General features: G+C 68.4%; 25 protein-coding genes. 8 read left to right on the forward strand and 17 right to left on the reverse strand.

The genetic code is table 11. The features are described 5' to 3' along the window. The first annotated feature begins 8 nt into the window (after positions 1-8). Complete coding sequence (locus CXK94_RS01085; RefSeq protein ID WP_102892946.1) at positions 9-356, forward strand: YegP family protein; 348 nt, start codon at positions 9-11, stop codon at positions 354-356. Positions 357-535: 179 nt separating this feature from the next. Here CXK94_RS01085 and CXK94_RS01090 read toward each other — a convergent pair whose 3' ends face one another. From CXK94_RS01090 to CXK94_RS01100, 3 genes are all read right to left on the reverse strand, one after another. Continuing rightward, the gene (locus tag CXK94_RS01090; RefSeq protein WP_102892947.1) at positions 536-1438 is read right to left on the reverse strand and encodes an SdiA-regulated domain-containing protein; all 903 of its coding nucleotides are present in this window, start codon (positions 1436-1438) and stop codon (positions 536-538) included. 90 nt (positions 1439-1528) lie between these two features. Further along, positions 1529-2194 (reverse strand): fumarylacetoacetate hydrolase family protein, encoded by a 666-nt coding sequence (locus CXK94_RS01095; protein WP_102892948.1) that lies wholly within the window; start codon positions 2192-2194, stop codon positions 1529-1531. A 28-nt stretch (positions 2195-2222) separates the two neighbouring features. Continuing rightward, on the reverse strand, positions 2223-3617 hold the full coding sequence (locus CXK94_RS01100) for an FAD-binding oxidoreductase (protein WP_102892949.1): 1395 nt from the start codon (positions 3615-3617) through the stop codon (positions 2223-2225). A 200-nt stretch (positions 3618-3817) separates the two neighbouring features. Between CXK94_RS01100 and serA the strand changes: the two genes are divergently transcribed. Further along, entirely contained in the window at positions 3818-5047 is a 1230-nt protein-coding gene (gene serA, locus CXK94_RS01105) for a phosphoglycerate dehydrogenase (protein ID WP_102893328.1), read from the forward strand. Positions 5048-6551: 1504 nt separating this feature from the next. On the opposite strand, the gene CXK94_RS01115 is transcribed toward serA, so the two are convergent. Next, positions 6552-6878, reverse strand: coding sequence for a hypothetical protein (locus tag CXK94_RS01115; protein WP_102892951.1), 327 nt, complete (start codon positions 6876-6878; stop codon positions 6552-6554). A gap of 85 nt (positions 6879-6963) precedes the next feature. Continuing rightward, entirely contained in the window at positions 6964-8682 is a 1719-nt protein-coding gene (locus tag CXK94_RS01120) for an OPT/YSL family transporter (protein WP_102892952.1), read from the reverse strand. A gap of 261 nt (positions 8683-8943) precedes the next feature. Between CXK94_RS01120 and CXK94_RS01125 the strand changes: the two genes are divergently transcribed. From CXK94_RS01125 to CXK94_RS01145, 5 genes are all read left to right on the forward strand, one after another. Beyond that, positions 8944-9528, forward strand: a complete 585-nt coding sequence (locus tag CXK94_RS01125) for a response regulator transcription factor (RefSeq protein ID WP_037044718.1) — start codon at positions 8944-8946, stop codon at positions 9526-9528. Positions 9529-9755: 227 nt separating this feature from the next. Beyond that, positions 9756-10358: an outer membrane beta-barrel protein gene (locus tag CXK94_RS01130; RefSeq protein WP_037044705.1), complete on the forward strand. Its 603-nt coding sequence runs from the start codon at positions 9756-9758 to the stop codon at positions 10356-10358. Between the two features lie 58 nt (positions 10359-10416). Then, positions 10417-11094: a response regulator gene (locus CXK94_RS01135; RefSeq protein WP_102892953.1), complete on the forward strand. Its 678-nt coding sequence runs from the start codon at positions 10417-10419 to the stop codon at positions 11092-11094. Further along, entirely contained in the window at positions 11091-12488 is a 1398-nt protein-coding gene (locus tag CXK94_RS01140) for an ATP-binding protein (RefSeq protein ID WP_102892954.1), read from the forward strand. The genes CXK94_RS01135 and CXK94_RS01140 overlap by 4 nt, the downstream gene beginning before the upstream one ends. A gap of 82 nt (positions 12489-12570) precedes the next feature. Further along, entirely contained in the window at positions 12571-13014 is a 444-nt protein-coding gene (locus tag CXK94_RS01145; protein WP_102892955.1) for a ketosteroid isomerase-related protein, read from the forward strand. A 7-nt stretch (positions 13015-13021) separates the two neighbouring features. Here CXK94_RS01145 and CXK94_RS01150 read toward each other — a convergent pair whose 3' ends face one another. The 10 genes from CXK94_RS01150 to CXK94_RS01195 form a co-directional block, all read right to left on the reverse strand. Beyond that, a complete protein-coding gene (locus CXK94_RS01150; protein ID WP_102892956.1) occupies positions 13022-14671 on the reverse strand; it encodes a complex I subunit 5 family protein in 1650 nt (549 codons plus the stop codon). Further along, complete coding sequence (locus CXK94_RS01155) at positions 14668-16164, reverse strand: complex I subunit 5 family protein (protein ID WP_102892957.1); 1497 nt, start codon at positions 16162-16164, stop codon at positions 14668-14670. Before CXK94_RS01155 ends, CXK94_RS01150 begins: the two co-directional genes overlap by 4 nt. Continuing rightward, on the reverse strand, positions 16161-17585 hold the full coding sequence (locus tag CXK94_RS01160; RefSeq protein WP_102892958.1) for a proton-conducting transporter membrane subunit: 1425 nt from the start codon (positions 17583-17585) through the stop codon (positions 16161-16163). The genes CXK94_RS01155 and CXK94_RS01160 overlap by 4 nt, the downstream gene beginning before the upstream one ends. Beyond that, on the reverse strand, positions 17582-17860 hold the full coding sequence (locus CXK94_RS01165) for an NADH-quinone oxidoreductase subunit K (protein WP_102892959.1): 279 nt from the start codon (positions 17858-17860) through the stop codon (positions 17582-17584). Before CXK94_RS01165 ends, CXK94_RS01160 begins: the two co-directional genes overlap by 4 nt. Next, positions 17857-18765: a hydrogenase subunit MbhD domain-containing protein gene (locus CXK94_RS01170; RefSeq protein WP_102892960.1), complete on the reverse strand. Its 909-nt coding sequence runs from the start codon at positions 18763-18765 to the stop codon at positions 17857-17859. The genes CXK94_RS01165 and CXK94_RS01170 overlap by 4 nt, the downstream gene beginning before the upstream one ends. Beyond that, the gene (locus CXK94_RS01175) at positions 18758-19051 is read right to left on the reverse strand and encodes a cation:proton antiporter (protein WP_102892961.1); all 294 of its coding nucleotides are present in this window, start codon (positions 19049-19051) and stop codon (positions 18758-18760) included. The genes CXK94_RS01170 and CXK94_RS01175 overlap by 8 nt, the downstream gene beginning before the upstream one ends. Continuing rightward, positions 19044-19295: a monovalent cation/H+ antiporter complex subunit F gene (locus CXK94_RS01180; RefSeq protein WP_037045370.1), complete on the reverse strand. Its 252-nt coding sequence runs from the start codon at positions 19293-19295 to the stop codon at positions 19044-19046. Before CXK94_RS01180 ends, CXK94_RS01175 begins: the two co-directional genes overlap by 8 nt. Further along, positions 19295-19786 (reverse strand): Na+/H+ antiporter subunit E, encoded by a 492-nt coding sequence (locus CXK94_RS01185; protein WP_256046087.1) that lies wholly within the window; start codon positions 19784-19786, stop codon positions 19295-19297. The genes CXK94_RS01180 and CXK94_RS01185 overlap by 1 nt, the downstream gene beginning before the upstream one ends. Positions 19787-19932: 146 nt before the next feature. Next, the gene (locus CXK94_RS01190; protein ID WP_256046089.1) at positions 19933-20583 is read right to left on the reverse strand and encodes a dienelactone hydrolase family protein; all 651 of its coding nucleotides are present in this window, start codon (positions 20581-20583) and stop codon (positions 19933-19935) included. Beyond that, positions 20580-21248, reverse strand: a complete 669-nt coding sequence (locus CXK94_RS01195; protein ID WP_102892964.1) for a phosphoribosyltransferase — start codon at positions 21246-21248, stop codon at positions 20580-20582. Before CXK94_RS01195 ends, CXK94_RS01190 begins: the two co-directional genes overlap by 4 nt. Between CXK94_RS01195 and CXK94_RS22555 the strand changes: the two genes are divergently transcribed. Further along, positions 21247-21456 (forward strand): hypothetical protein, encoded by a 210-nt coding sequence (locus CXK94_RS22555; protein WP_256046090.1) that lies wholly within the window; start codon positions 21247-21249, stop codon positions 21454-21456. The two genes, CXK94_RS01195 and CXK94_RS22555, sit on opposite strands and share 2 nt — an antisense overlap. Before the next feature lie 112 nt (positions 21457-21568). Here CXK94_RS22555 and CXK94_RS01205 read toward each other — a convergent pair whose 3' ends face one another. Both CXK94_RS01205 and CXK94_RS01210 read right to left on the reverse strand, forming a co-directional pair. Next, positions 21569-21910 carry a c-type cytochrome gene (locus tag CXK94_RS01205; RefSeq protein ID WP_102892965.1) on the reverse strand — a complete coding sequence of 114 codons (342 nt, stop codon included), beginning with the start codon at positions 21908-21910 and terminating at the stop codon, positions 21569-21571. Positions 21911-21925: 15 nt separating this feature from the next. After that, positions 21926-23194, reverse strand: a complete 1269-nt coding sequence (locus tag CXK94_RS01210) for a PQQ-dependent sugar dehydrogenase (protein WP_102892966.1) — start codon at positions 23192-23194, stop codon at positions 21926-21928. Positions 23195-23452: the final 258 nt, after the last annotated feature.

A 23452-nucleotide genomic window follows, 5' to 3' on the forward strand; every position in this document is an offset into this window, starting at 1 on the left:
GTGTCGCCATGTCCGGCAAGTTCCAGCTGAAGAAATCCAGCAACGGCCAGTTCCATTTCAACCTGCTGGCCAGCAACGGCCAGGTCGTGCTGTCCAGCGAACAATACAAGGCCCATGCCTCGGCGCTGAACGGCATCGACTCGGTACGCAAGAACGCCGTGCGCGAAGGTGCGTTCGAGATCAAGGAATCCAGCAACGGCAAGCACTACTTCGTGCTCAAGGCCACCAATGGCCAGGTCGTCGGCCAGAGCCAGATGTATGCCAGCCTGCACAGCGCCGAACAGGGCTGCGACTCGGTTCGCCGCCATGCCCCCGATGCGGCGCTGCAGGACGAGAGCGCCGCACCGGTCACCTGACCGGCGCCGGGTGGTCAGCGCGACAGCCGGCCACCCGGATCACTTGCGGGACACGTAGAACGGGCCCGGTTCGCCAGAAGGAATTTCAATGCGCGCATGACACCTGCGCTCTTCTAGTTTTCTGGCATCGCGATTGCGTCCGGCCGGGCTTAGCTCAGGCTTAACGGGCGCACTGCGCCTCAGCGCTTGCGGCTGAACACGTAGAAGCGGTTCGGCTCGCCCACCACATAGATGTTGCCCTCGCCATCCATGGCGACGCCCTCGGCCTGCGCAATGCCGTGCGCCAGACCGTTGAGGCCGCCGAACAGGCTGATGAAGCTGCGCGGCTGCCCCTGCAGGTCGAGCTCCACCAACAGGCGCGACTCGTCGGAGAGCAGCAGGGTATGGCCACTGCGCGGATCGATCGTCACCGACGACAGGTCGCGCACCAGCAGCGGCTGGCTGGGCAGCGCCTGCAGCGCACCGACGGCACCGTCCTCGCCGGGGAAGGGCAGCTCGAACAGCCCCTGCGGGTCGCGTTCCTTGGCCAGCAGCAGGCGTTGCGTATGCGGGTTCCAGGCCAGCCCCTCGAAGCCCTTGTTGCCGGCATCGGCGAAGCCCAGGTCATAGCTGGCGAGGTCATCCAGATCCAGCGTTGCCACGTCCGGTTCCAGGCGGAACACCGCGACCAGCCGACGGCGCTCGTCGACGATCGCCAGGCGGCCGTCGCCCAGCGCTTCCACCGCTTCCGGGTCGGCGAAGCCGCTCAGGCGGATACGCCGCAAGACGACGCCGGCGGGCGTGAACTCGACGAGTTGCGGATTCCGGCCGGTCACGGTGAACAGCGTGCCGGTCAGCGGGTTCCAGGTCAGCCCGGAGGTTTCATCTTCCTCCAGGCCGGCCAGCGTGGTTTCCAGCACCAGTTGGTAGTCCGGCAACCAGATGCCCGCCGCACGCTGCTCCGGGCTGGCCGAACGTTCGTCCCAGTACAGCTGCAGCTGATCGTCCCAGTGCAGCAGGCGCCCGGCGACGAGCAGCGCGACGAACAGCAGCGACAGGACGACGGCGACGAGCAGGCGCCAACGGGAACAACGAACGGCCATGGGAAGCATTCCAGCGGAGGGTGCCGGATTACAGTACGGCCCGCGAGGAAGCGGCAAACGCGGCGGGGGAGTCCCGCCGCGGCGGGGAGATCAGAGCACGCGGCTCTCGAACCGCGACAGCCCGACCAGCTCCAGCACCAGTTGGTCGCCCTGCTCGAGCGGGCCGACGCCGGCCGGCGTGCCGGTCAGCACCACGTCGCCCGGTTGCAGGCTGAAATGCCCGGCGATGTGCTGCAACAACGGCACGATGGCGTTGAGCATCTGGTTGCTGTTGCCGTCCTGGCGGACCTCGCCGTTGATGCTCAGGCGGATGCCGATGTCGTTCAGGTCCTCCACCGCATCGCCCGGCACGAAGGGCGCCAGCACGCAGGCGCCGTCGAAGCTCTTGGCGATCTCCCACGGATGGCCCTTTTCCTTGAGCCTGGCCTGCACGTCGCGCAGGGTCAGGTCCAGAGCCGGGGCGAAGCCGGAGATGGCGTCGCGCACCTCTTCCTCGTTCGGCTTGCGCGACAGCGGCTTGCCGATCAGCACGGCGATCTCCGCTTCGTAGTGCACCGCGCCGCGGTCGGCGGGAATGCCGAAGCCACCTTCCAGCGGCACGGCGCAGCTGCCGGCCTTGATGAACAGCAGCGGCTCGCTCGGTACCGGGTTGTTCAGCTCCCTGGCGTGTTCGGCATAGTTGCGGCCGATGCAGACCACCTTGCCCAGCGGGAAGTGGATCGGCGTGCCATCGGTGTAGTGGTGCTGGTAGCTCATCGAAGACTCCTGATATCCCTGGGCCCGGTCAGGCCGCGAAGATCTTGCCGGGGTTCATGATGCCGTTCGGGTCGAATGCCGCCTTGACCGCCTTCATGTAGGCGATCTCGGCCGGCGAGCGGCTGTACTCGAGATAGTCGCGCTTGGTCATGCCGACACCGTGTTCGGCGGAGATCGAGCCGTTGTACTTCTCGACGGTCTCGAACACCCACTTGTTCACCGACGCGCACTTGTCGAAGAACTCTTCCTTGGACAGCGCCTCGGGCTTGAGGATGTTCAGGTGCAGGTTGCCATCGCCGATATGGCCGTACCAGAGCACCTCGAAGTCCGGGTAGTTGCTGGTGACGATGGCGTCGATGTCGGCGAGGAAGGCCGGCACCTTCGACACGGTGACCGAGATGTCGTTCTTGTACGGCGTCCAGTGGCTGATGGTCTCGGAGATGTACTCGCGCAGTTTCCACAGGTTCTGCAGCTGCTGCTCGCTCTGGCTCATCACGCCGTCGATCACCCAGCCTTCGTTGACGCAATGCTCGAAGGTCGCCAGCGCCTGCTCGGCGCGCTCCTCGGTGGTGGCCTCGAATTCCAGCAGCGCATAGAAGGGCGCGCGCGTCTCGAAGGGCGCAGGGATGTCGCCACGGCCGAGGATCTTGTCCAGGCACTTGTCGGAGAAGAATTCGAAGGCGGTCAGGTCCAGCTTGTCCTGGAAGGCATGCAGCACCGGCATGATCGAATCGAAGTCCGGCGTGCCGAGCACCATCGCCGTGAGGTTGGTCGGCTGGCGCTCCAGGCGCATGGTCGCTTCCACTACAAATCCAAGCGTACCCTCGGCGCCGATGAACAGCTGGCGCAGGTCATAGCCGGTAGCGTTCTTGACCAGGTCCTTGTTCAGTTCCAGCAGGTCGCCCTTGCCAGTGACGACCTTGAGCCCGGCAACCCAGTTGCGGGTCATGCCGTAGCGGATCACCTTGATGCCGCCGGCATTGGTGCCGATGTTGCCGCCGATCTGGCTGGAGCCGGCGGAGGCGAAGTCCACCGGGTAGTACAGGCCCTTGTCCTCGGCGAACTGCTGCAGGACGGCGGTGACCACGCCCGGCTGGCAGACCACGGTGCGGTCGGTGGCGTTGAAGTCGAGGATCTGGTTCATGTAGTCGAAGGCCACCACCACCTCGCCGTTGGCCGCCACGGCCGCGGCGGAAAGCCCGGTGCGCCCGCCCGAGGGCACCAGCGCGACCTTGTGCTGGTTGGCCCAGCGGACGATGGCCTGCACCTGCTCGATGGTCTTGGGGAAGACGATGGCCGAGGGCGCCGGGGCGAAATGCTTGGTCCAGTCCTTGCCGTAGGCGTTCAGCGAATCGGCGTCGGTCAATACCTTGCCGGGTTCGACCAGGGTTTTCAGCTCATCGATCAAGGCGGGATCGGTCATCACGGGAACTCTCATACGATTCATGGTCACCCTGAGCACGCTTCAGCACAGGGATGGGGGTGTTTCGCGGGGCTCGTATGCTAGCATACGCCCCCCTTTGAAACGTGCCTCGGCAGACTTCCGACACCGCTCCCGCCGGTTCGGTCAGCCTTCGCTGGACACATCAGTGATAACCTCCGGCCTTAAAGGTTTTAATGCAGATGAGCCAGACCTCTCTCGACAAGAGCAAGATCAAGTTCCTTCTTCTGGAAGGCGTTCACCAGAATGCCATCGACACCCTGAAGGCCGCCGGTTACTCGAACATCGAATACCTCAAGACCGCGCTGTCCGGCGACGAGCTGAAGGCGAAGATCGCCGATGCCCACTTCATCGGCATCCGCTCGCGCACCCAGCTGACCGAAGAGGTCTTCGACGCGGCGAAGAAGCTGATCGCCGTCGGCTGCTTCTGCATCGGCACCAACCAGGTCGACCTCAACGCCGCCCGCGAGCGCGGCATCGCGGTGTTCAACGCGCCCTACTCCAACACCCGTTCGGTGGCCGAGCTGGTGCTCGCCGAAGCCATCCTGCTGCTGCGCGGCATCCCCGAGAAGAACGCCTCCTGCCACCGCGGCGGCTGGATCAAGTCGGCGGCCAACTCGTTCGAGATCCGCGGCAAGAAGCTCGGCATCATCGGCTACGGCTCCATCGGCACCCAGCTTTCGGTGCTAGCCGAGGCACTGGGCATGCAGGTCTACTTCTACGACGTGGTGACCAAGCTGCCGCTGGGCAATGCCACCCAGGTCGGCTCGCTGTACGACCTCCTGGGCATGTGCGACATCGTTTCGCTGCACGTGCCGGAACTGCCGTCCACCCAGTGGATGATCGGCGAGAAGGAAATCCGCGCGATGAAGAAGGGCGGCATCCTGATCAACGCCGCCCGCGGCACCGTGGTCGAGCTGGACCACCTGGCCGCCGCGATCAAGGACGAACACCTGATCGGCGCCGCCATCGACGTGTTCCCGGTGGAGCCGCGCTCCAACGACGAGGAGTTCGCAAGCCCGCTGCGCGGCCTGGACCGTGTGATCCTCACCCCGCACATCGGCGGCTCGACGGCCGAAGCGCAGGCCAACATCGGCCTGGAAGTGGCCGAGAAGCTGGTCAAGTACAGCGACAACGGCACCTCGGTGTCCTCGGTCAACTTCCCCGAAGTGGCCCTGCCGTCGCACCCGGGCAAGCACCGCCTGCTGCACATCCACCAGAACATTCCGGGCGTGATGAGCGAGATCAACAAGGTGTTCGCCGACAACGGCATCAACGTCTGCGGCCAGTTCCTGCAGACCAACGAGAAGGTCGGCTACGTGGTGATCGACGTGGACAAGGAGTATTCCGACCTGGCGCTGGAGAAGCTGCAGCACGTCAATGGCACCATCCGTAGCCGGGTACTGTTCTGATACGAAGGCGTGAAGGTTGCTGAGGGAGGCTCCGGCCTCCCTTTTTTGTGGTTCATCGCGCTTTCTTGGGGAAGCAAGGATTGACACCGGACTGGCAAGTTTGGGTGTGTTGAATGAAAGTTTTGCTTTCACTGGCGTTTAGCGAGTTGCTTGAGAGATTGGTTTCGCCCTGCTGGGCGACTCACTTTTTTCAGTCGCGAAAAAAGTAAGCAAAAACGCTTGCCCCTGCATCCGGCCCTGCGCTTCGCTCCGGGTCCGTTACTCGCTTCGCTCGCCCTCCGGGCCAGCCTGCGGCTGTTACTCCGCTACGCTCCGTTTCACTCCATCGCCGCTCCAGGGGCACGCCGCGAAGGGACGTCCCTGTCCCTTCGCGTCTCTCGCGGCGTCCATGCCGCTCAACCCCCTACGCAACGATTCCGCTCACCCTCCTGAAGGGGCGTTTGGCGTCGCCTGATAGTTCGTGCATTGAGCAAAAAGCAACGATCTTCCAGGCGACTCGGACCCCGTTCCCGTCAGGAGGCTCGCGCAGGGGGAGGCAAGGCATGGACGCCGAGCGAGGAACGAAGGACGGGGCCGCCGAGGTAGGGACGTCCCATCGTGACGGCCTCGGAGCGGCACAGGACGGAGGGAAGCCTGGCCGCGCAGCGGCCAGACCCGGATGCCGGACGTAATGCTGTTCAGATAAGCACGGAGAGTACTTTGTAGGAGCGCGCCATGCGCGCGAATCGCGGGCGTGGCCCGCTCCTACAGATCCAACATCCAGCTTGAGTCGTTAAGTGAACAGCATTACGGATGCCGGGCGCGCTTTCTCTTTGATTGCTTTCTCGGCGAGCAACGAGATACAGAGCGTAGCGGAGTAACAGCCGCAGGCTGGCCCGAAGGGCGAGCGAAGCGAGTCAAGTGACTCGGCCGGGGGGCCGAAACCAGAAGTGTCAGCACGCTCGGTAAGCGCCCTGATCACCGAGGCGCAAGCCCAAACCAAATGGCAGCAACACCCAAACTTGCCAGTCCGGCGTCAAGCAGCCTGTCCCCATGAAATGCGAAGAGGCTTTTTTGTGCCGCGGCACGGTCGCTAAGTCCTCGCTCCCCGCCGTTCTCCAGCCCGCTCGTCAGGCACCGCCGGGCCTTCCTCCCGATCAGGCAAGGGCGGCCTATCCGCCTCGCCCGGCGCCCGCTCCGAGGGCAGCGCCGGCGCCCCGCTTCGCGGGCCGCCACGTGGCCGCTCGATGACCTCCTGCCGCGGCTCGCTGCTGTCCAGCGGATGCTGGCGAGCCTTCTGCGGATGGGTCGGTCCCGTGCCTCCGGCAACGACTGCCTGGCTCCCCAGCAGGGCCAGGAACAGCACACACCAACGCAGCACCGACATGCGACACCTCCAGCCATGGAGCCCATACCGTTTGGGCAAACCGGCACCGGGAAGGTTTCAGCGCGACGCCCAGTGGCAATGCGAACGCAAACGTCCCGGCGGACGCAACGCCCGCCGGGACGGCGTGGTTCACCGCGGTCAGTAGGCGCCGCGTGCGCCGCCTTCACCGCCCGTACCGGTGCTGCCCTGCTCGCCCCGCGGCGCACCGTCGGCGCCGGTATCGAGGTCAGCCGCGTCGTCATCATCGTCACGCTCCGGATCGGTGGTCGTGCCGGCCTTGCCTTCGGTATCCGGCATGCTGCCCATGCCGGTCCCGCTGCCCGTGCCACCCGCGGCGCCCTGCTCCATGGTGCCGTGCTCCATGGAATCATGGGTGGCATCATCGGACGTGCCGCTGCCGCCGGCGAAGCCCGTACTCGACAACAGGCCGGCAAGGATCACTACCGCAATCTGCTTGATGTTCATGGTCGTCACCTCTTTTCAAGGGAGTACCTAATATCCGGCAACAGGGCGCCAGGAGGGTTTCGCGGCCCGGCATCCGCCGAGGGCGTTATCCGCCCAGCAGCTGCCACAGCGAGGCGCCGACGCCGGCCATGCTTTCCCCGGCCACCAGCCCCGCCGCCGCGACGATCACGAAGCGCTCGCCGAGGCTGCGCCAGCGCGAGGCGAACGACCAGGCGAGCAACGCCCCGCAGGTCATCATCAACGAGATCGAGGCGGGGATGATGAAAGCCAGCCCGAGCGCCGCGGAGCTCGGCAACCAGCGCAGCCGCCGTTCCGGCAGCAGCCCCTCCAGCAGCCCCAGCAGCACCCCGCACGACGCCCCGGCCAGCATCGCCCAGCGGATATCGCTGGCCAGTGCGCCCAACCCGCCGGTCAGGGCCTCGGCCACCGCCTTCCAGGTCGCGACCGCCGGCGCCGGCCATTCGGCGCTGATCAACAGCGCCTGCGGATCGGGGATCAGCACCCGGTAGACCAGCACGCCCACCACGCTGCCGAGCAGGATGCCCAGGCACTGCGCCACCGCCTGGCGCTGTGGCGCCGCGCCGATGACATGGCCGACCTTGAAGTCGTTGAGCAGGTCGGTGCACTGCCCGGCCGCGCCGCCCGCCGTGTTGGCGCTCATCAGGTTGATCGGCACCTGCCCCGGAGCGAGCACGCCGAAGCCCAGCTGCGACAGCTGGCCGATGGCGCCGATCGGTGGAATCCCGGTGGCGCCCACCACCCGCGCGGCGACCACCGCCAGCAGCAGCGCCAGCGGAATCGACAGCAGCGCCAGCCACGGGTCGATGCCGAACAGGCCGACCTGCAGCGTCACCACCAGCCCCACCGCCAGCAGCAGCCCACAGGCGGGCAGCCCGGCCAGCCGCCGCAGCCGCAGCGAACCGCGCGCCGACGCGCCACGCCCGCGCCACAGGCGCAGCCCCAGCGCGGTGAGCGTGGCGCAGACCATCAGGCTGACGCCCGGCCACAGCAGCCATTCGACGAGCACGGCGAACTGCGGCCCTTGCGCCGCGGACGGCAGCCGCACCAACCCCTCGGCCAGCAGCCAGGGTGCGAGCAGCCCCCAGGCCAGCACGGCGCCGAGCAACAGCGACAGGCCGACGCGCAGGCCGATGATGCCGCCGAAGCCCAGCAACAGCAGCGACGGCTCGACGGCGAAGGTCAGGCGCTCGAACTGCGCCGACGGCGCCCAGCGCGGCAACGCCCAGAGGAAGACGTCGCTCAACTTGGCGCCGGCGGCAAGCAGCGCCGCACCGCCCAGCACCCACAAGCGGCGGCCGGCCTCGGCGCCATGGCTGTAGATCTGCTGCAGGGTCGCCAGCGTCGCCATGCCCTCGGGAAAGCGCAGCCTGGACTCGACGATCAGCGACGGGCGCAGGTACCAGGCCACCCAGATGCCGAGAAAGCTCACCGAGAACACCCAGGCCATCAGCGCCAGGTTGTCCAGCTGCTGGCCGGTGAGCAGCGTGTAGGCCGGGATCGGCGCCACCAGCCCACCGGAGACGATGGAAGCGCAGGACGAGGCGGTGGTCTGGTTGATGTTGCTTTCCAGCAGGCTCCAGCGCGGCAGGCCGAAGCCGGCCGCGAGGCTGCGCCAGAGGGCGAAGCCGATCAGCAGGGCGATGATCGACATGTTGAACGACCAGCCGATCTTCAGCCCCGAGTAGACGTTCGAGGGCGTCAGCAGGGCGCCCAGCAGCAGCCCGGTCGCCAGCGCGCGCAGGCTGAGTTCACGCGGCTGCACGCGAGAAGCGATCACACTCATGCCCCCAACCTTAGTGCAAAAACGCGCAGCTGCCAGGACGGCTACCCCCGATCACGGCCGAGCGGCGCACGCTCGCCCGGGATAATGAGCGTTCGCCGATACGCAGCTGAACTTCGCCGCAAGGTGCTGGTCGTTTAGTAACTTTTTCATCGATTTCATCATTCATGCCCGACTGCCTAGGTACCGAACATGGACGCGGATCTTACCCGGGACCCTCCCTCCCCGACTGTCACCCTCCTGACCGGCAATGAGCTGCTGGGGCTGTTCTTTCGCCATTTCCTCGGCGAGCAGGCGCAGCTCGAAGTCTCCCTGGCCGGGCTGGAATCCCGCCAGCATCGCGGTGCCGATCTGTTCCTGGTCGACGCCGGGCACAGCCAGGCCGAACAGATTTCCAGCGTGATCGACCAACTCGACGAGCACACGCCGGTGGCGCTGGTGAACATCGTGCCCGAACAGGCCGAGCAGCTGGTGGACAAGCACCCGGTGATTCGCGGCGTGTTCTACAGCCACGCCACCCGCGAGCACCTGCTCGAAGGCATCCGCGTGCTGCTCGAAGGCGGCGACTGGCTGCCGCGCGTGCTCACCGAACGCCTGCTCGGGCAATGGCGACGGATGCGTCAGCTCGCCGAAACCAAGACCAGCCTGACCCTGCGTGAACGGGAAATCCTCAGCCTGGCCGGCAAGGGCCTGTCCAACGCCGAGATCGCCGAACAGCTGTGCCTGAGCCCGCACACCATCAAGAGCCACATCCACAACCTGTTGCGCAAGATCGGCGCCTCCAATCGAGCCGAAGCGGCGTATCTGCTGCGCAGCCGCCTCGATTGGGACGAGTCGTGCCGCGCCTGATCGCAGCTTCTTCCGAACGAACAGAAAAGGTAGGGCAACCCGCTGAACGAAACAGCTGCCTGCCAGGTAGAGTGCCTGGCCGCGGCTCCGCTTCGCTCGCCAAGCGACCGGCGGCGGGCCATCCAGCACTCGTTCAGCGCAGGTTCAGGCGGGATTCAGTCGAGGTTCAGTGATCACCGTTCAGGCTAGGGGCCGTCAGTATCCCGCTGCCTGAAAAGGAGTCACCGATGAAAACACTGCACACTCTGGCCATCGCCACGTCCCTCGGACTCTTCAGCCTCGGCACCCATGCCGCGGAAAACTTCGCCGGCATCACCTGGGGCGAGAGTACCGTCAACATCGACCGTTCCGGCTCGCTGAAACAGAACATGGGGCAAGACCGCTTCGATGACGTGATCAAGAACAGCGGCACCTGGGGCGTACGCGGCGGCCAGATGACAGACCAAGGCCGCTACTACCTGACCTACGAGAACGTCTCCGACGACTACGGCAGCACCCTCAAGCTGCGCCAGCAGAACCTGATCGGCAGCTACGACCTGTTCCTCCCGCTGGGCGACAGCACCCGCCTGTTCGGCGGCGCCAGCGCCGGCCTGACCAAGCTGGAGCACGAATCGCGCGGCTACAGCCGCGACAGCGACATCGGCTACCTGGTCGGCCTGCAGGCCGGTATCCTGCAGACGCTGGCCGATAACGTCTCGGTGGAGGCCGGTTACCGTTACCTGCGCAGCAACGCCGGCACCGAAGTGGCCGAGCGCGGCGTCGGCAAGCTCGGCTCGATCGACCTGCACAGCAGCAAGCAGGCCTATCTCGGGCTGAACTATCACTTCTGAAGAATACGATGAGCGACGGCCGGGCCGCCCGGCCGTCCATACAGGGAGCGCAGCCAACATGAAGGTGCTGGTGGTGGAAGACGAGGCGCTGCTGCGCCACCACTTGCAGACCCGCCTCGGCGAGAGCGGCCACGTCGTCGATGCCGTGCCCAACGCCGAAGAGGCCCTGTACCAGAGCCACGAATTCAACCACGACCTCGCCGTCATCGACCTCGGCCTGCCGGGCATCAGCGGGCTGGACCTGATCCGCCAGCTGCGCAACCGCGGCAAGAGCTTCCCCATCCTCATCCTCACCGCGCGTGGCAACTGGCAGGACAAGGTCGAAGGCCTGGCCGCCGGCGCCGACGACTACGTGGTCAAGCCGTTCCAGTTCGAGGAGCTGGAGGCGCGCCTGAATGCGCTGCTGCGGCGCTCCTGCGGCTTCACCCAGGCGAGCATCGAGGCCGGCCCGCTGAAGCTCGACCTCAACCGCAAGCAGGCCAGCGCCCATGGCGAACCGCTGGCGCTGACCGCCTACGAATACCGCATCCTCGAATACCTGATGCGCCACCAGCAGCAGGTGGTGGCCAAGGAACGGCTGATGGAACAGCTCTACAGCGACGACGAGGAGCGCGATCCCAACGTGATCGAGGTGCTGGTCGGCCGGCTGCGGCGCAAGCTCGAGGCCCGCTGCGCGATGAAGCCGATCGAGACCGTGCGCGGCCTCGGCTACCTGTTCACCGAGCGCTGCCGATGAACCGGCGCTGGCGCCGGTTGCGGGCACGCCTCGGCAGCCGCCGCGGCGGCGCCATGTCACTGCGCCTGCGGCTGATGCTCGGCGCCGCCAGCCTCGCGGCATTGTTCATGCTGGCGCTGCTGCCGCTGCTGCAGGGTGCTTTCAGCCTGGCCTTCGAAAAGGTCATCGAGCAGCGCCTGGCCGCCGACGCCAGCACCCTGATCAGCGCCGCGCAGCTGGAAAGCGGGCGGCTGGAAATGCCCGAGCGGCTGCCGGACGAGGAATTCGACCTGCCGGATGCCCAGTTGCTCGGCTTCATCTTCGACCAGCGCGGCGAACTGCTCTGGCGCTCGCGCTCGGCGGCCGACGAGCGCATCGACTACCGCCCGCGCTACCAGGGCGGGGTCACCGAGTTCCTCCGCGTGCGCGACACCGAGGGCCTGGAATACTTCGTCTACGACGTCGAACTATACCTGCCCGGCAACCAAGACACCGCCTTCAGCTTCGTCACCATGCAGCCGACCAGCGAATACCGCAGCCTCTACGAGGAATTCCGCCGCCAGCTCTACCTGTGGCTCGGCGGCGGCCTGCTGGTGCTGCTGGCGCTGCTCTGGCTCGGCCTGACCTGGGGTTTTCGCACGCTCAGGCGGGTCAGCGCCGAGCTCGACGAAGTGGAGGCCGGCCGCCGCGAGCACCTCAGCGACCGGCACCCGCGCGAGCTGCTGCGCCTGACCCGCTCGCTGAACCGCCTGCTCGACGGCGAGCGGCACCAGCGCGAGCAGTACCGCAATTCCCTCGGCGACCTGGCGCACAGCCTGAAGACCCCGCTCAGCGTGCTGCAGGGCGTCGGCGAAAGCCTCTGCGGCCAGCCGCAGAGCCGCGAGCAGGCGCAGGTGATGCACGTGCAGATCGAGCGCATGAGCCAGCAGATCGGCTACCAGCTGCAGCGCGCCAGCCTCGGCAAGAGCGGCCTGGTGCGCCACCGCGTCGAACTGCAACCGCTGCTGCACAGCCTGTGCAGCACGCTGGACAAGGTCTACCGCGACAAGCAGGTGCAGGTCGAACTGCGCCTGGCGGACGACTGCCTGGTATCGATGGAACAGGGCGCGCTGATGGAACTGCTCGGCAACCTGCTGGAGAACGCCTACCGCCTGTGCCTGCGACAGGTTCGCGTCAGCGCGACGAGCAGCGCCGGCGAACTGCTGCTCGACGTCGAGGACGACGGCCCCGGCGTGCCACCCGACCAGCGCGCACGCATCATCCGCCGCGGCGAACGCCTCGACGCCCGGCATCCCGGCCAGGGCATCGGCCTGGCCGTGGTCAAGGACATCCTCGACAGCTACGGTGGCGAACTCAGCCTCGACGAATCGCCGCTCGGCGGCGCCGCCTTCCGCATCAGGCTCGGCAGCGACTGACTCCGCCAGCGCTCCCGCAAGGGCCGAGGCACTGCTAGAGTGCACACTCGATCCCCCCCAACAGGAACAGCGGAGCGCATGCATGTCACTGGACGACCGCAAGAAACTGGCCCGCCAGCACATCGACCTGACCTGGAACCGCGGGCACATGGCCCTGGCCGAGCAACTGCACAGCAAGGACTTTCTCTACAAGAGCTCGTTCGCCGGCCGGCCGTTGAACAGCGCCGCCTTTCTCGACATGATCCGACAGATCCGCCATGCCATGCCGGACCTGGAAGTGGCCGTCGAGGAGTGCATCGCCGAGGGCAACAAGGTGGTCACCTGGAGCACCCTGATCGGCACCATCGAGCGCCCCGCGTTCGGCTATCCGCCCAGCGACAAGGTGCTCAGCATCTCCGCCATGGCCTTCTGGACCCTCACCCCGGCCAGGCAGATCCAGGAAATCTGCACCATGTTCGACATGGAAAGCTTCCGCGCGCAGCTGGGCCTGGAGACGCGCCCCTTCGCCGAAAAAGCCTTGCCCTAACAGCTGCTCACCAGAGCCAGCCCAGCCAGAGCAACCCCACCAGCAGCCAGGCGCTGATGGTCAGCGTGCCGCCCTCCCAGAGACGGTTCCAGCGCCGTTCGCGGCGACGCCAGCGGGCCTTGTCGAGGCGAATGGCCGGCTCGGGAAACGGCGGATTGCGCAGCACCCGGGTGAGGGCCAGCGACCACCACAGCGCCAGGTTCGGCAACCTGGCCAGGCGCGCCGGCGACCGCCAGCCACGCCGCTGGGCCAGCCCGGCCAGGCCCAGCGCCGCCAGCAACGGCCACAGCGCTTCCCAGAGAGCACCCGGGTATACGCTGGCCAGCAAGGGATCGCGCAGCGCCGGCCAGGCCCATGGCAGCACGACCGGCGCCATGCTCAGCAGCGTCCAGGGCAACCACTGGGCCGCAGGCGGACGCCGCCGCGGCGCCTGCCGCTGGTCACGCTGCATCAGCCACAGCGCACGCAGCAACAGCAGCGCGGTGGCGACGCTGGAAAGGCTCAGCCAGGGCGCCCAGGCCGCGAAGGCGCTGGCCTGCCAGGCGTCCTTGAGCAGCACTTTCACCGCCGCGCCGCTGGTGAATGGCGCGCCCAGCAGCGCCAACGCCGGCAACCACGACAGCACCCAGGCAGGGCGCGGCAGGCGGCTGTCATGAAGCAGCCCGGCGGCCAGGAACAATGCGCCCTTGGCCAGGCCGTGATGCACGCCGAACAGCACCAGCGCCGGCAACAGCGCCGCGCCCGGCGTGCCGGGACTCCAGGCCAGCGCCAGGATCATCAGCATCAGGCCCATCTGGCTCACCGAGGAATACGCCAGCACCGCCTTGGTCTTGCCGGCGCACAGCCCCAGTAGCGCGGCATACAGCGCACCGCAGAAACCAACCCCGAGCAGCGGCGCGCTCCAGGCCGCGAGCGTCGGGTCGGCTTCCGGCAGGCAGCGCCAGAGGCCGAGGAAGCCGGCCTTGAGCATTGCCCCGGAAAGCACCGCGCTGGCCGGTGCCGGCGCTTCGGGGTGGGCCAGCGGCAACCACACGTGCAGCGGCCAGAACCCCGCCTTGAGGCCCAGGCCGAGCAGCAGCAACGCCAGGCTCAGGCTGTCGACCGGCTGCGCCTGCCAGCTGGCGAAATCGAACGAATTGCCGCCCGCGTGGCTGCGCAGCAGCAACCCCGCCAGCAGCAGTATCTCGCCGCAGATCGCCAGCTGCAGGTAGAGCCGGCCGGCACGACGCGGCCCCGGTCCGCCACGGTGAACGACCAGCCCGTAGGCCGACAGGCTCATGACGCTGAAGCCGAGGTAGAAGCTCAGCGCATCGGTGGCGATCACCAGCAGCAGGTTGCCGGCCAGCGCCAGTTGCCAGAACATCCAGAAGCGCAGGCGCCGGGTGTCGGCGACGCTGCTGCCGGCGAAGCTCGCGGCGCAGCTCCAGAGCACCGCGGAAAAGCCCAGCCAGGCGCGGGTCAGGCTATCGCTCGCGCCCCAGCGCACGCCTTCCCATAGCCAGAGCAACTCCAGCGTCGGCGGCGGCAGCCATACCGCCAGCAGCGCCGGCAGGCAGCTCAACCACAGCCAGGGCGCAACCCGCGCACCCAGCCACGCCAGCACCAGCGCGGCGAGCAGCGGCGTCGCCGGCACCAGCAGCCACAGCCAGGCGCTCACAAGGCGAACTCCCGCTCGACGATCAGCTGGCTCCAGCCCAGCGGGCTCACCGCGGTGGCGGCCAGCAGGCCGACCAGCAGCGACAGCAGCGCAGTGAGCAACGGCGGCAGCAGCAGCATCCAGTGGGTTTCGAGACGTTCGCCGGCCCAGCGGTCCTTGGACCAGCGTGCCGGTTCGGCGAACCAGCCGCGCCAGAGCAGCGGCAGGAAATAGGCGGCATTGAGCAGCGCCGAGCCGAGCAGCACCAGCAGCACCCAGGCCTGCCCGACCTGCAGCGCGCCGAGCCCCAGCGTCCACTTGCTGATGAAACCGGCGATCGGCGGGATGCCGATCATGCCCAGCGCGCCGACCGTGAACGCCGCCATGCTCCAGGGCATGCGCCGGCCGACGCCGTCCATCTCGCGGATACGGCGGATGCCGAGGGTCTCGGCGAAATTGCCGGCGCAGTAGAACAGCGTCACCTTCATCAGCCCCTGGTGCACCAGATGCACCAGCCCGCCGATCGCGGCGATCGGCCCGAGCAGCGCCACGCCGAGGGTCACGTAGGACACCTGGCTGATGGTCGAATAGGCCAGGCGCTTCTTCAGCTCCTGCTGCTGCAGCGCACGCAGCGAGCCATAGAGAATGGTCGCCGCCGCCAGCCAGAGCAGCGGGCCGGCCAGCTCCAGGCGGGTCAGCGCCTCGGCGCCGAACACGTCGTAGACCACCCGCACGATACCGAAGGCGCCCGCCTTGACCACCGCCACCGCATGCAGCAGCGCGCTGACCGGTGCCGGCGCCACCATCGCCTGGGGCAGCCAGCCGTGCAGCGGGATCAGCGCCGCCTTCACCCCGAGGCCGAGGATCAGCAGGACGAACGCCACGCGTAGCGCCACGTCATGTTCGCCCACCCGCTCCAGCAGATAGCCGGCCGCCTGGAAATCCGGGGTGCCGGCCAGGCTGTGCAACAGCGCCACGCCCATCAGCACCAGCGCGCCGCCGCCCACCGTATAGGCCAGGTAGATGCGCCCGGCGCGCAGCGCCTCCGGCGTGCCACGGTGCACCACCAGCGGGAAGGTGGCCAGGGTCAGCATCTCGTAGAACAGCAGGAAGCTGACCAGGTTGCCCGCCAGCGCCACCCCCACGGTGGCACTGACGCACAGGCTGAAATAGCCGAAGAAGCGCGAGCGCAGCGGCGAATCCTCCAGGTAGGCGATGGCGTAGACAGTGGTCACCGCCCACAGCAGCGACGACAGCGCGACGAACAGCAGCGACAGCGCATCGCCCTGCAAGACCAGCGCGGCACCGGGCAGCAGCGGCACGCTGAAGCGGAACCCGGCCCCCTGGCTGACGCCGTAGAGCATGCCACCGACCAGCAGCAGCTTCAGCGTCACCCCGAGCAGGTTGAGGCTCACCCGCAGGCGCTGCTGGTCTTCCCGCAGGGCGAAGATCACCAGCCCCGGCAGCAGCGAGCTGAGCACGATGCCCAGGGGCAGCACGCTGTTCCAGTTCATTGGTCGAGCCCGCCGAGCCAGAGCAGCAGCGGTTCGCTGATCAGCGCCAGGCTCCACACCAGCAACCCCGGCAGCAGCGCCAGCCACTGCGCCAGGCGATCCGGATGAATACTCGGCGGATTCGGCCGCACACGGTCGAAGCCGTGGGCCAGCACGCGGAACACGTAGGCTGCGGACATCAGTGTGCCGAGCAGCACCGCCAGCACCCAGGGCCAGTGCTGGGGACGTTCGAACAGCGGCTGCAACAGCAGCCACTTGGCCAGGAAGCCACCACTGGGCGGCAAGCCGATCAGGCTGCCGCCGGCCACGGCGAAGGCCGTCAGCGCGACCGGCACGTTCTGGCTGGCGCCCTTCATGCCCTGCACACGGGTGCTGCCGAGAATGGTCTGCAGTTCGCCGGCGGCGAGGAACATCGACACCTTGGCCAGCCCATGGGTCAGCACGAACAACCACAGCGCCGCATGCAGACGCGGCTCCTCGAGGCGCAGCAGCAGGCCCAGGGCGAGCAACGCATAGCCGAGCTGGGCCACGGTGGAATAGGCCACCAGGCTCTTCAGCCGCGGCGCGCGCAGCGCCGACCAGCCTCCGGCGAGCAGCGCCAGCACACCGGCCGCGCCGAACAGCGCGCCGGCGTCGCGGCCGAGCGGCGCCGGCGCGACCTCGCTCCAGAGCAGCCAGAGGATGAACAGCGGCCCCTTGACCACCAGCGCCGAGAGCAGTGCGCTGACCGCGGTCGGCGCGGCGGCATGCGCCGGCGGCAACCACAGGTGCAGCGGCCACAGCGCCGCCTTGAGCATCAGCCCCAGGCTCATCAGCAGCAGCGCCAGACGGGTCGGGGCGTCCGCCACGGCCAGCTGCGCCAGCAGTGCGATGTCCAGCAACCCGTAGCGCCCGTAGAACAGCGCCACGCCGAGCAGATAGGCGAGCGAAGCGGCCAGCGACAGCAGCAGGTAGTTCAGCGCCGGCCGCCAGGCCCTGCGCCCGGCCAGCGCCACCAGCGCCACGGCCGCCAGGCCGAGCAGTTCCAGCGTCACATAGAGGTTGAACAGATCGGCCGACAGCCACAGCGCGGCCAGCGCCGCCTGCAGCAGGCAGGACAACGGCCAGTAGTCCTGGCCGCCGGCGGCATGCGGGATACGCGCCGCATACAACGCCACCAGCAGGTGCAGCCCGGCGCTGAACACCAGCAGCAGCGCCGCCAGCGGGGAAAGCTGGAAGCGGATCGCCAGGCCGCGTTCCCAACCGCCGATGTACAGCTGCTGCATGCCCTGCTCCATCGCCAGCTGCAAGGCCACGGCGGCGGCCAGCAGGCTGGCGAGGTTCAGCGCGATCACCCAGCGCCCGGCATGGCGCGGGCGCAGCAGAACCAGCAGCAGCGCGCCGGCCAGTGGCAACCACAGGCTGAGCAGCGCCGCGCTCATTCGTCCGCCTCCTGCCGCTCCAGTGCGCTGGCCAGGCGCAGCGCCAGCGCCGTGGCGCTGACCGCGATCACCAACCCGGTCACCACCAGCGCCACCAGCAGCGGATCGGTCGGACGGCTGCGCGCCGCCAGGGCGATCATCACCAGGAACACGCCGCTGCCCATCAGGTTGATGGCCATGATCCGCCGCAGCGGGTGGCGCAGGGTCAGCAGGCCATGCAGGGCCAGCAGCCAGAGCGCCAGGCCGATGCCGATCCAGAATACGGTGGCGCTCATGCGCGCGGCTCCGGCTCGTCGCCGATCACCAGCAGGCTCAGGCTGGCGGCGATGGCCAGCGTCGCCGCCGCCTCGATGAACAGGATCAGCGGTTTGGCCCAACCCGCCGGGTAGCTCAGCCAGCCGGCCCCGAATACAGCGCAACCCCCGGCGACCGCCACGAACAGCAGCAAGCCGAGCAGCACCAGCAGGCGCAGCGGCCAGAACGACCAGCGCACCGCCGGCAGCGCGCCGGCCAGGCGCAGCAGCACGATGCCCGCCGCCAGCAACGCACCAGCCTGGAAGGCGCCGCCCGGCGACTCGGCACCGCGCCAGAGGATATAGCCGCCGGCCAGCACCAGCAGCGGTGCCAGCGCCCGGCCCCAGGCCCGCAGCAACGGCCATGGCGCGTCCAGTTGCAGCCGTGCCGGCCCCAGCTGCCGCGCGCCGAGCAGGGCGAGCAGCAGCACCGCCAGTTCCAGCAGCGTGTCCCAGGCGCGGATGTTCAGCAGCACCGCCGTCACCGGATGCCCGACGCCGCTGTGCGGCATGGCCGCCTCGATGCGCGCCGGCAGCGGCGCGTGCAAAGTGGCCAGCGGCGCCAGCTGCGGCAGCAGCAGGATCAGTAGCGGCAGCAGCACCAGCACGGCCGCCAGCCGGCGGCGGCCCGACAGGTGCGGCTCGCTGCCCTCCAGCGGTTGGCGGGCCAGCGCGGCGAACAGCAGCACGCCGGTCAGGCCGGCGCCGATGGCCGCCTCGGCCAGCGCCAGGTCGGCCGCGCCCAGCCGCGCCCAGACCAGTGCCAGGACCAGGCCGAAGGCGATGAACAGCAGCACACCGGCATACAGCTGGCGCACATGCAGGGCGCCGCCGGCGAGGACGAGCAGCAGCAGGCCGCACACGGCGTCGAGCAACCAGTCAGTCATCGGGCCGCTTCTCCTCGGTCTGCCGCGCCAGCAGCTGGCAGGTGGTGGCGCCGGACGCCAGCACCAGCAGCCAGATCAGCAGCATCTGTCCGATTTCCAGCAGGCCGTCGGCGCGCAGCACGAGCCCGGCGACCACCAGGCCGAGGCCGAGGGTATCGGCCTTGGTCAACGCATGCAGCCGGGCGACGGCATCGGGAAAGCGCAACAGGCCGATACTGCCGGCGGCAAAGAACAGCAGGCCGCCGGCCAGCGGCAGCCAGCTCAGCGCGGCGAGCAGCTCACTCATGCCGGCTCCGGCGCAGCAACTGCACCAGCGCCGCGCTGGCCATCGCCGCCAGCAGCGCCAGCACCAGCGCGGCATCGCGCAGCGCCGGCAGGGCTTGCCATTGCGCCAGCAGCAACAGCAGCGCGGTGCCGGTGGTGCCGAGCAGTTGCACGGCGAGCAGCCGGTCGACCCGGCTCGGGCCACGCAGTACGCGCCCCAGGCCGATCACCAGGGTCAGCAGCAGCAGCGTCGAGAACAGCGCCATCAGCGTTCCGGCCCCGTATCCAGCAGGCGCGCCAGCCGGCGCTCCAGTTCGCCCACGGTGTCGCGCCAGGGCAGGCGCTCGTCCAGCACGTGTACACGCATCCGCTCGCCGTCCAGGCGCGAGGCCAGCGTGCCGGGCAGCAGGCCGACCATCGCCGAGAGCAGCAGGCGGACCCGCGGCGAGGGGCTGCTCAGCACGAAATCGTGCCAGGCGGGTTGCAGCGGGCAACCGGGCTGAAAGGCGCGCCGCGCCACGTCCCAGGCGCCGAGTAGCATGTGCCGCAGGAAGCAGCCGAGGAATGCCGGCAAGGCTGCCAGGCGCAGGGCCGGTGGCCGCAGTCCCAGCCACAGGCTCAGGGCAACGGCCAGCGCCACCGTCGGAATGCCCAGGCTCCAGCCGCGCCCGGCGGCGAACAGCGCCCACAGCGCGGCATAGATCAACGACCAGAAGAGCGCGTCGGTGGCTGCGCGACGCAGTAGGGCCCGGGTCATCTCATCCTCCATGGCATTCCGGTCTTTATGACAAGTCGAGGCCAAGAGTGCGTCGCTGTCCACCAGCCACGGCGCAACGCCTTGTTTCAGCGCATTGCCGCTCGGCCTGTATGCGGGGCGGCATGGGGGTGAGAGCGGTGAAGCCCCTAGGCGAGGTGCCGCAGGAACCATTCACCGGCCAGCTGCGCCACCGCCTCCAGCGTGCCGTGTTCCTCGAACAGATGGGTCGCGCCCGGCACCACCGCCAACTGATGTGCGCACTGCAGGTGGGCGGCGGCCTCGCGGTTCAGTTCCAGCACCTCCAGGTCGCGCTCCCCGACGATGAACAGCGAGGCCGCCTTGACGCGCGCCAGCGACTGCTCGGCCAGGTCGACCCGGCCACCCCGGGAGACCACGGCGGCGATGTCCGCCGGCCGCGACGCTGCGGTGATCAGCGCGGCGGCGGCACCGGTGCTGGCGCCGAACAGGCCGATGCGCAGGTCGCGCAGGTTCGCCTCGTGCCCCAGCTGATCCACCACCCCGCTCAGGCGCTGGCTGAGCAGCGGAATGTCGAAGCGCAACTGGCGAGTGATCTCGTCGATCGGCTGCTCGCTGGTGGTGAGCAGGTCGAACAGCAGCGTGCCGAGCCCCAGCCCGTTGAAATAGCGCGCCACGCTCTGGTTGCGCGGGCTGTGCCGGCTGCTGCCGCTGCCATGCACGAACACCACCAGGCCACTGGCGCCCTGCGGCACGCACAGATCGCCATGCAGGCGGGCCTTGCCGAGGGTGAAGCGCATCGGTGTCGACGGGTGTTTCATGCCGGTTCTCCTCCCCTGCTCCAGGCCTGCAGCAGCAGGTCCATCACCTGCCGGTCGGACGTCTGGTCGAAATTCACGTACCAACGACCGATGGCATACAGGTCGTGGGGCAGATGCAGGCAGACGACGCGGTCGGCCAGCTGTTCCAGTTGCGCGACGCTCTCCGGCGCCCCCACCGGGACCGCCACCGTGACGCTGCCGGCTCCCAGCTTGTGTACGGCCTGGACCGCAGCGCGCATGGTCGCGCCGGTGGCCAGGCCGTCGTCCACCAGGATCACCGCACGATCCTGGATCACCGGGCGCGGCCGGTCGCCGCGATAGGCCCGCTCACGCCGCTGCAGTTCATGGCTCTCCTGGATGACGGTGCCCTCGATCTCGGCGTGGGAAGCGTGGCTGTAATGGACGATGTCCTCGTTCATCACCCGCACGCCACCGCTGGCGATCGCGCCCATGGCCAGTTCGGGGTTGCCCGGCGTGCCGAGCTTGCGCACGACGAGGATGTCCAGTTCCAGGCCCAGGCGGTCGGCCACTTCATAGGCCACCGGCACGCCGCCCCGGGGCAGCGCGAGCACCAGCGCACCGCTCCAGCTGTCCATCTGCGCCAGCCGCTCGGCCAGCGCCCGACCGGCCTGTACACGGTCGGGAAAAGGAATGATCGGTGGCATGGCGGGCTCCTCCGTACGACGCGGCATTCCAGGAGTCTGGCTCAAGAATCGCCCCTCGGCAGGCCGCTCGCGACAAATCATCGCAACCGCCGGTCGCTGGCTCGCACCCGCGCTGCCAGGGTCTTCCGTGACCAGCACCGGCCTGCACCTGGCGCAGCGCATCGGCCACGCGCTGGAATCCGCCTACGATGGCGAACTGGCGAGCTGAAGCCACTCCAGCGACGAGGAGTATTTCGTCGGCGCGCACTGGCGACGGGACTGACGCCGTGCTGCCCAGGGACAGCACGGCGGTCAGCGACGCTGAAGAGGGGCGTGCGGCATCATTCCGGCAGTTCGACGCTGACCTTGATCGCCGCATACCAGGCCGCCACGGCGGCGATGTCCGCCTCGCTCAGGCCCGCCGCGATGACGCTCATCTGCGGATGCTTGCGCTCGCCGGAGCGGAACGCCTGCAGCTGGCGGGTCAGGTAGAGCTCGCCGTTGCCGGCCAGGTTCGGGGCATCGGCAACCTTGCTGAGCCCGTCGATGCCGTGGCAGGCGGCGCACATCCTGGCGCGGGCCTTGCCCTCGGCGAGGTCCGCCTGCGCCGGGAACGCCAGGCACAGCAGCGTCAGCAGCGCAAGCCAATGCGGGCGCGGGCGATCGTTTCCGGCGAGCGGCATGGCGTTCCCCTCGGTTCAGTTGCCCTGGTAGGAGATGCGGTAGATCGCCCCGGCGGTGTCGTCGCTGACCAGCAGCGAGCCATCCTTGAGCTGGGCGACGTCGACGATGCGGCCGTAGTACTCGCCGGTGTCCGCGTCCAGCCAACCCTCGGCGAAGGGCACGGTCTCGCCCGAAGGGCCGCTGCCGTCGGCGGCGAACGGCGTGAACATCACCCGCGCGCCGGCCGGCACGGTGCGGTTCCAGCTGCCGCGCTGGGCGCTGAACAGGCCGCCGCGGTACTGCTCGGGAAACTGCTTGCCGGTGTAGAAGGTCAGGCCCATGTCGGCGGCATGGGCGGTGGTTTCCACCACCGGGAAGGTCAGGCCCTCCGGCGGGGTTTCGTCGGCGTACTCGTTGGTACGCACCTGGCCGCCGCCGTACCAGGGCATGCCGAAGCGCATGCCGGCCTTGGGCGCGTGGTTGATCTCGCCCGGCGGAATGTCGTCGCCCATGCCGTCGACCTGGTTGTCGGTGAACCACAGCTCCTTGGTCGTCGGGTGGTAGGCGATGCCCACCGAGTTGCGCACGCCGCTGGCGAACACCTCGCGCTTGCTGCCGTCGCGCTCCATGCGCACGATGCCGCCGATGCCGCGCTCGGCGTAGAGGTCCAGCTTGTCCTTGGGCGGCACGTTGTGCGGCTGGCCGAGCGAGACGGTGAGCTTGTTGTCCGGGCCGATGGCGCAGACCCGCGCGCCATGGTTGTAGCTTTCCTCGTCCTGGGGGATCAGCTCGCCGGTCGGCACCACGATGTCGGCCGCCACGTCCGGCCCTTCGTAGAAGAACTCCGCGGCGGGGAACACCAGCACGCGGTTGTGCTCGGCGACGAAGAGGAAGCCGTCCGGGCTGAAGCAGGGCCCCGGCTGGGTGAAGGAGATCGCCGGGGCGAAGCGCTTGACCTCGTCCGCCGTGCGGTTCTTGGTGCGGTCGGTCACGGCCCACAGGTCGGTCTTGCGCGTGCCGACGAAGACCACGCCGCTGGACGGCCCCACTGCCATGTGCCGTGCATCCGGCACGATGGCGTAGAGGTCGATGCGAAAGCCCTCGGGCAGCTTGATGCGCTTGAGGTTCTCGCGGATGGCATCGGCCGTGGGCCCGTCCTGCGGGACGGTCTTCATGTCCAGCGATTGGCCGGTGGTTTTCATCGAACGCATGCGTTCCAGCGCTTCGTCGCTGGTCGGCGCGGCGCTGGCGGCGGCGCAGCCGAGGGTGAGCAGGGCGCTCAGGGTCAGGTGGAGAGTCTTCATGGCACGCACCTCATGGCGCCGCCTCGGTGGGCGGCGATCGTTGTTGTTATCTGCGCAAAGCGGCGAGCAGCCTGCTTCAGCGTAGCGGCGAATTCGCGCTTTACCACTCGCAGCGACCCTCGAGGGAGGAACGGAACGCAGCCGCGGTTGGCGGGCACAGGTGCCGGAGTGCACCACCTGGCTTCTGTCGAAAGCTCGGACACGGGACGGAGGTTTCAGCGTTCTGGCAGGCCTGCGGCCTGCATCGCCGCGAGGGCG

This window comes from Stutzerimonas stutzeri (assembly GCF_002890915.1).
GTDB classification, from domain to species: domain Bacteria; phylum Pseudomonadota; class Gammaproteobacteria; order Pseudomonadales; family Pseudomonadaceae; genus Stutzerimonas; species Stutzerimonas stutzeri_AF.

Bases quoted from the DNA above. Each gene is read 5' to 3' on its own strand.
- CXK94_RS01085 (WP_102892946.1), top strand. From the start codon at position 9: ATGTCCGGCAAGTTCCAGCTGAAGAAATCCAGCAACGGCCAGTTCCAT.
- CXK94_RS01090 (WP_102892947.1), bottom strand. From the start codon at position 1,438: ATGGCCGTTCGTTGTTCCCGTTGGCGCCTGCTCGTCGCCGTCGTCCTG.
- CXK94_RS01095 (WP_102892948.1), bottom strand. From the start codon at position 2,194: ATGAGCTACCAGCACCACTACACCGATGGCACGCCGATCCACTTCCCG.
- CXK94_RS01100 (WP_102892949.1), bottom strand. From the start codon at position 3,617: ATGACCGATCCCGCCTTGATCGATGAGCTGAAAACCCTGGTCGAACCC.
- serA (WP_102893328.1), top strand. From the start codon at position 3,818: ATGAGCCAGACCTCTCTCGACAAGAGCAAGATCAAGTTCCTTCTTCTG.
- CXK94_RS01115 (WP_102892951.1), bottom strand. From the start codon at position 6,878: ATGAACATCAAGCAGATTGCGGTAGTGATCCTTGCCGGCCTGTTGTCG.
- CXK94_RS01120 (WP_102892952.1), bottom strand. From the start codon at position 8,682: ATGAGTGTGATCGCTTCTCGCGTGCAGCCGCGTGAACTCAGCCTGCGC.
- CXK94_RS01130 (WP_037044705.1), top strand. From the start codon at position 9,756: ATGAAAACACTGCACACTCTGGCCATCGCCACGTCCCTCGGACTCTTC.
- CXK94_RS01135 (WP_102892953.1), top strand. From the start codon at position 10,417: ATGAAGGTGCTGGTGGTGGAAGACGAGGCGCTGCTGCGCCACCACTTG.
- CXK94_RS01140 (WP_102892954.1), top strand. From the start codon at position 11,091: ATGAACCGGCGCTGGCGCCGGTTGCGGGCACGCCTCGGCAGCCGCCGC.
- CXK94_RS01145 (WP_102892955.1), top strand. From the start codon at position 12,571: ATGTCACTGGACGACCGCAAGAAACTGGCCCGCCAGCACATCGACCTG.
- CXK94_RS01155 (WP_102892957.1), bottom strand. From the start codon at position 16,164: ATGAACTGGAACAGCGTGCTGCCCCTGGGCATCGTGCTCAGCTCGCTG.
- CXK94_RS01160 (WP_102892958.1), bottom strand. From the start codon at position 17,585: ATGAGCGCGGCGCTGCTCAGCCTGTGGTTGCCACTGGCCGGCGCGCTG.
- CXK94_RS01165 (WP_102892959.1), bottom strand. From the start codon at position 17,860: ATGAGCGCCACCGTATTCTGGATCGGCATCGGCCTGGCGCTCTGGCTG.
- CXK94_RS01170 (WP_102892960.1), bottom strand. From the start codon at position 18,765: ATGACTGACTGGTTGCTCGACGCCGTGTGCGGCCTGCTGCTGCTCGTC.
- CXK94_RS01175 (WP_102892961.1), bottom strand. From the start codon at position 19,051: ATGAGTGAGCTGCTCGCCGCGCTGAGCTGGCTGCCGCTGGCCGGCGGC.
- CXK94_RS01180 (WP_037045370.1), bottom strand. From the start codon at position 19,295: ATGGCGCTGTTCTCGACGCTGCTGCTGCTGACCCTGGTGATCGGCCTG.
- CXK94_RS01185 (WP_256046087.1), bottom strand. From the start codon at position 19,786: ATGACCCGGGCCCTACTGCGTCGCGCAGCCACCGACGCGCTCTTCTGG.
- CXK94_RS01190 (WP_256046089.1), bottom strand. From the start codon at position 20,583: ATGAAACACCCGTCGACACCGATGCGCTTCACCCTCGGCAAGGCCCGC.
- CXK94_RS22555 (WP_256046090.1), top strand. From the start codon at position 21,247: ATGGCGGGCTCCTCCGTACGACGCGGCATTCCAGGAGTCTGGCTCAAG.
- CXK94_RS01195 (WP_102892964.1), bottom strand. From the start codon at position 21,248: ATGCCACCGATCATTCCTTTTCCCGACCGTGTACAGGCCGGTCGGGCG.
- CXK94_RS01205 (WP_102892965.1), bottom strand. From the start codon at position 21,910: ATGCCGCTCGCCGGAAACGATCGCCCGCGCCCGCATTGGCTTGCGCTG.
- CXK94_RS01210 (WP_102892966.1), bottom strand. From the start codon at position 23,194: ATGAAGACTCTCCACCTGACCCTGAGCGCCCTGCTCACCCTCGGCTGC.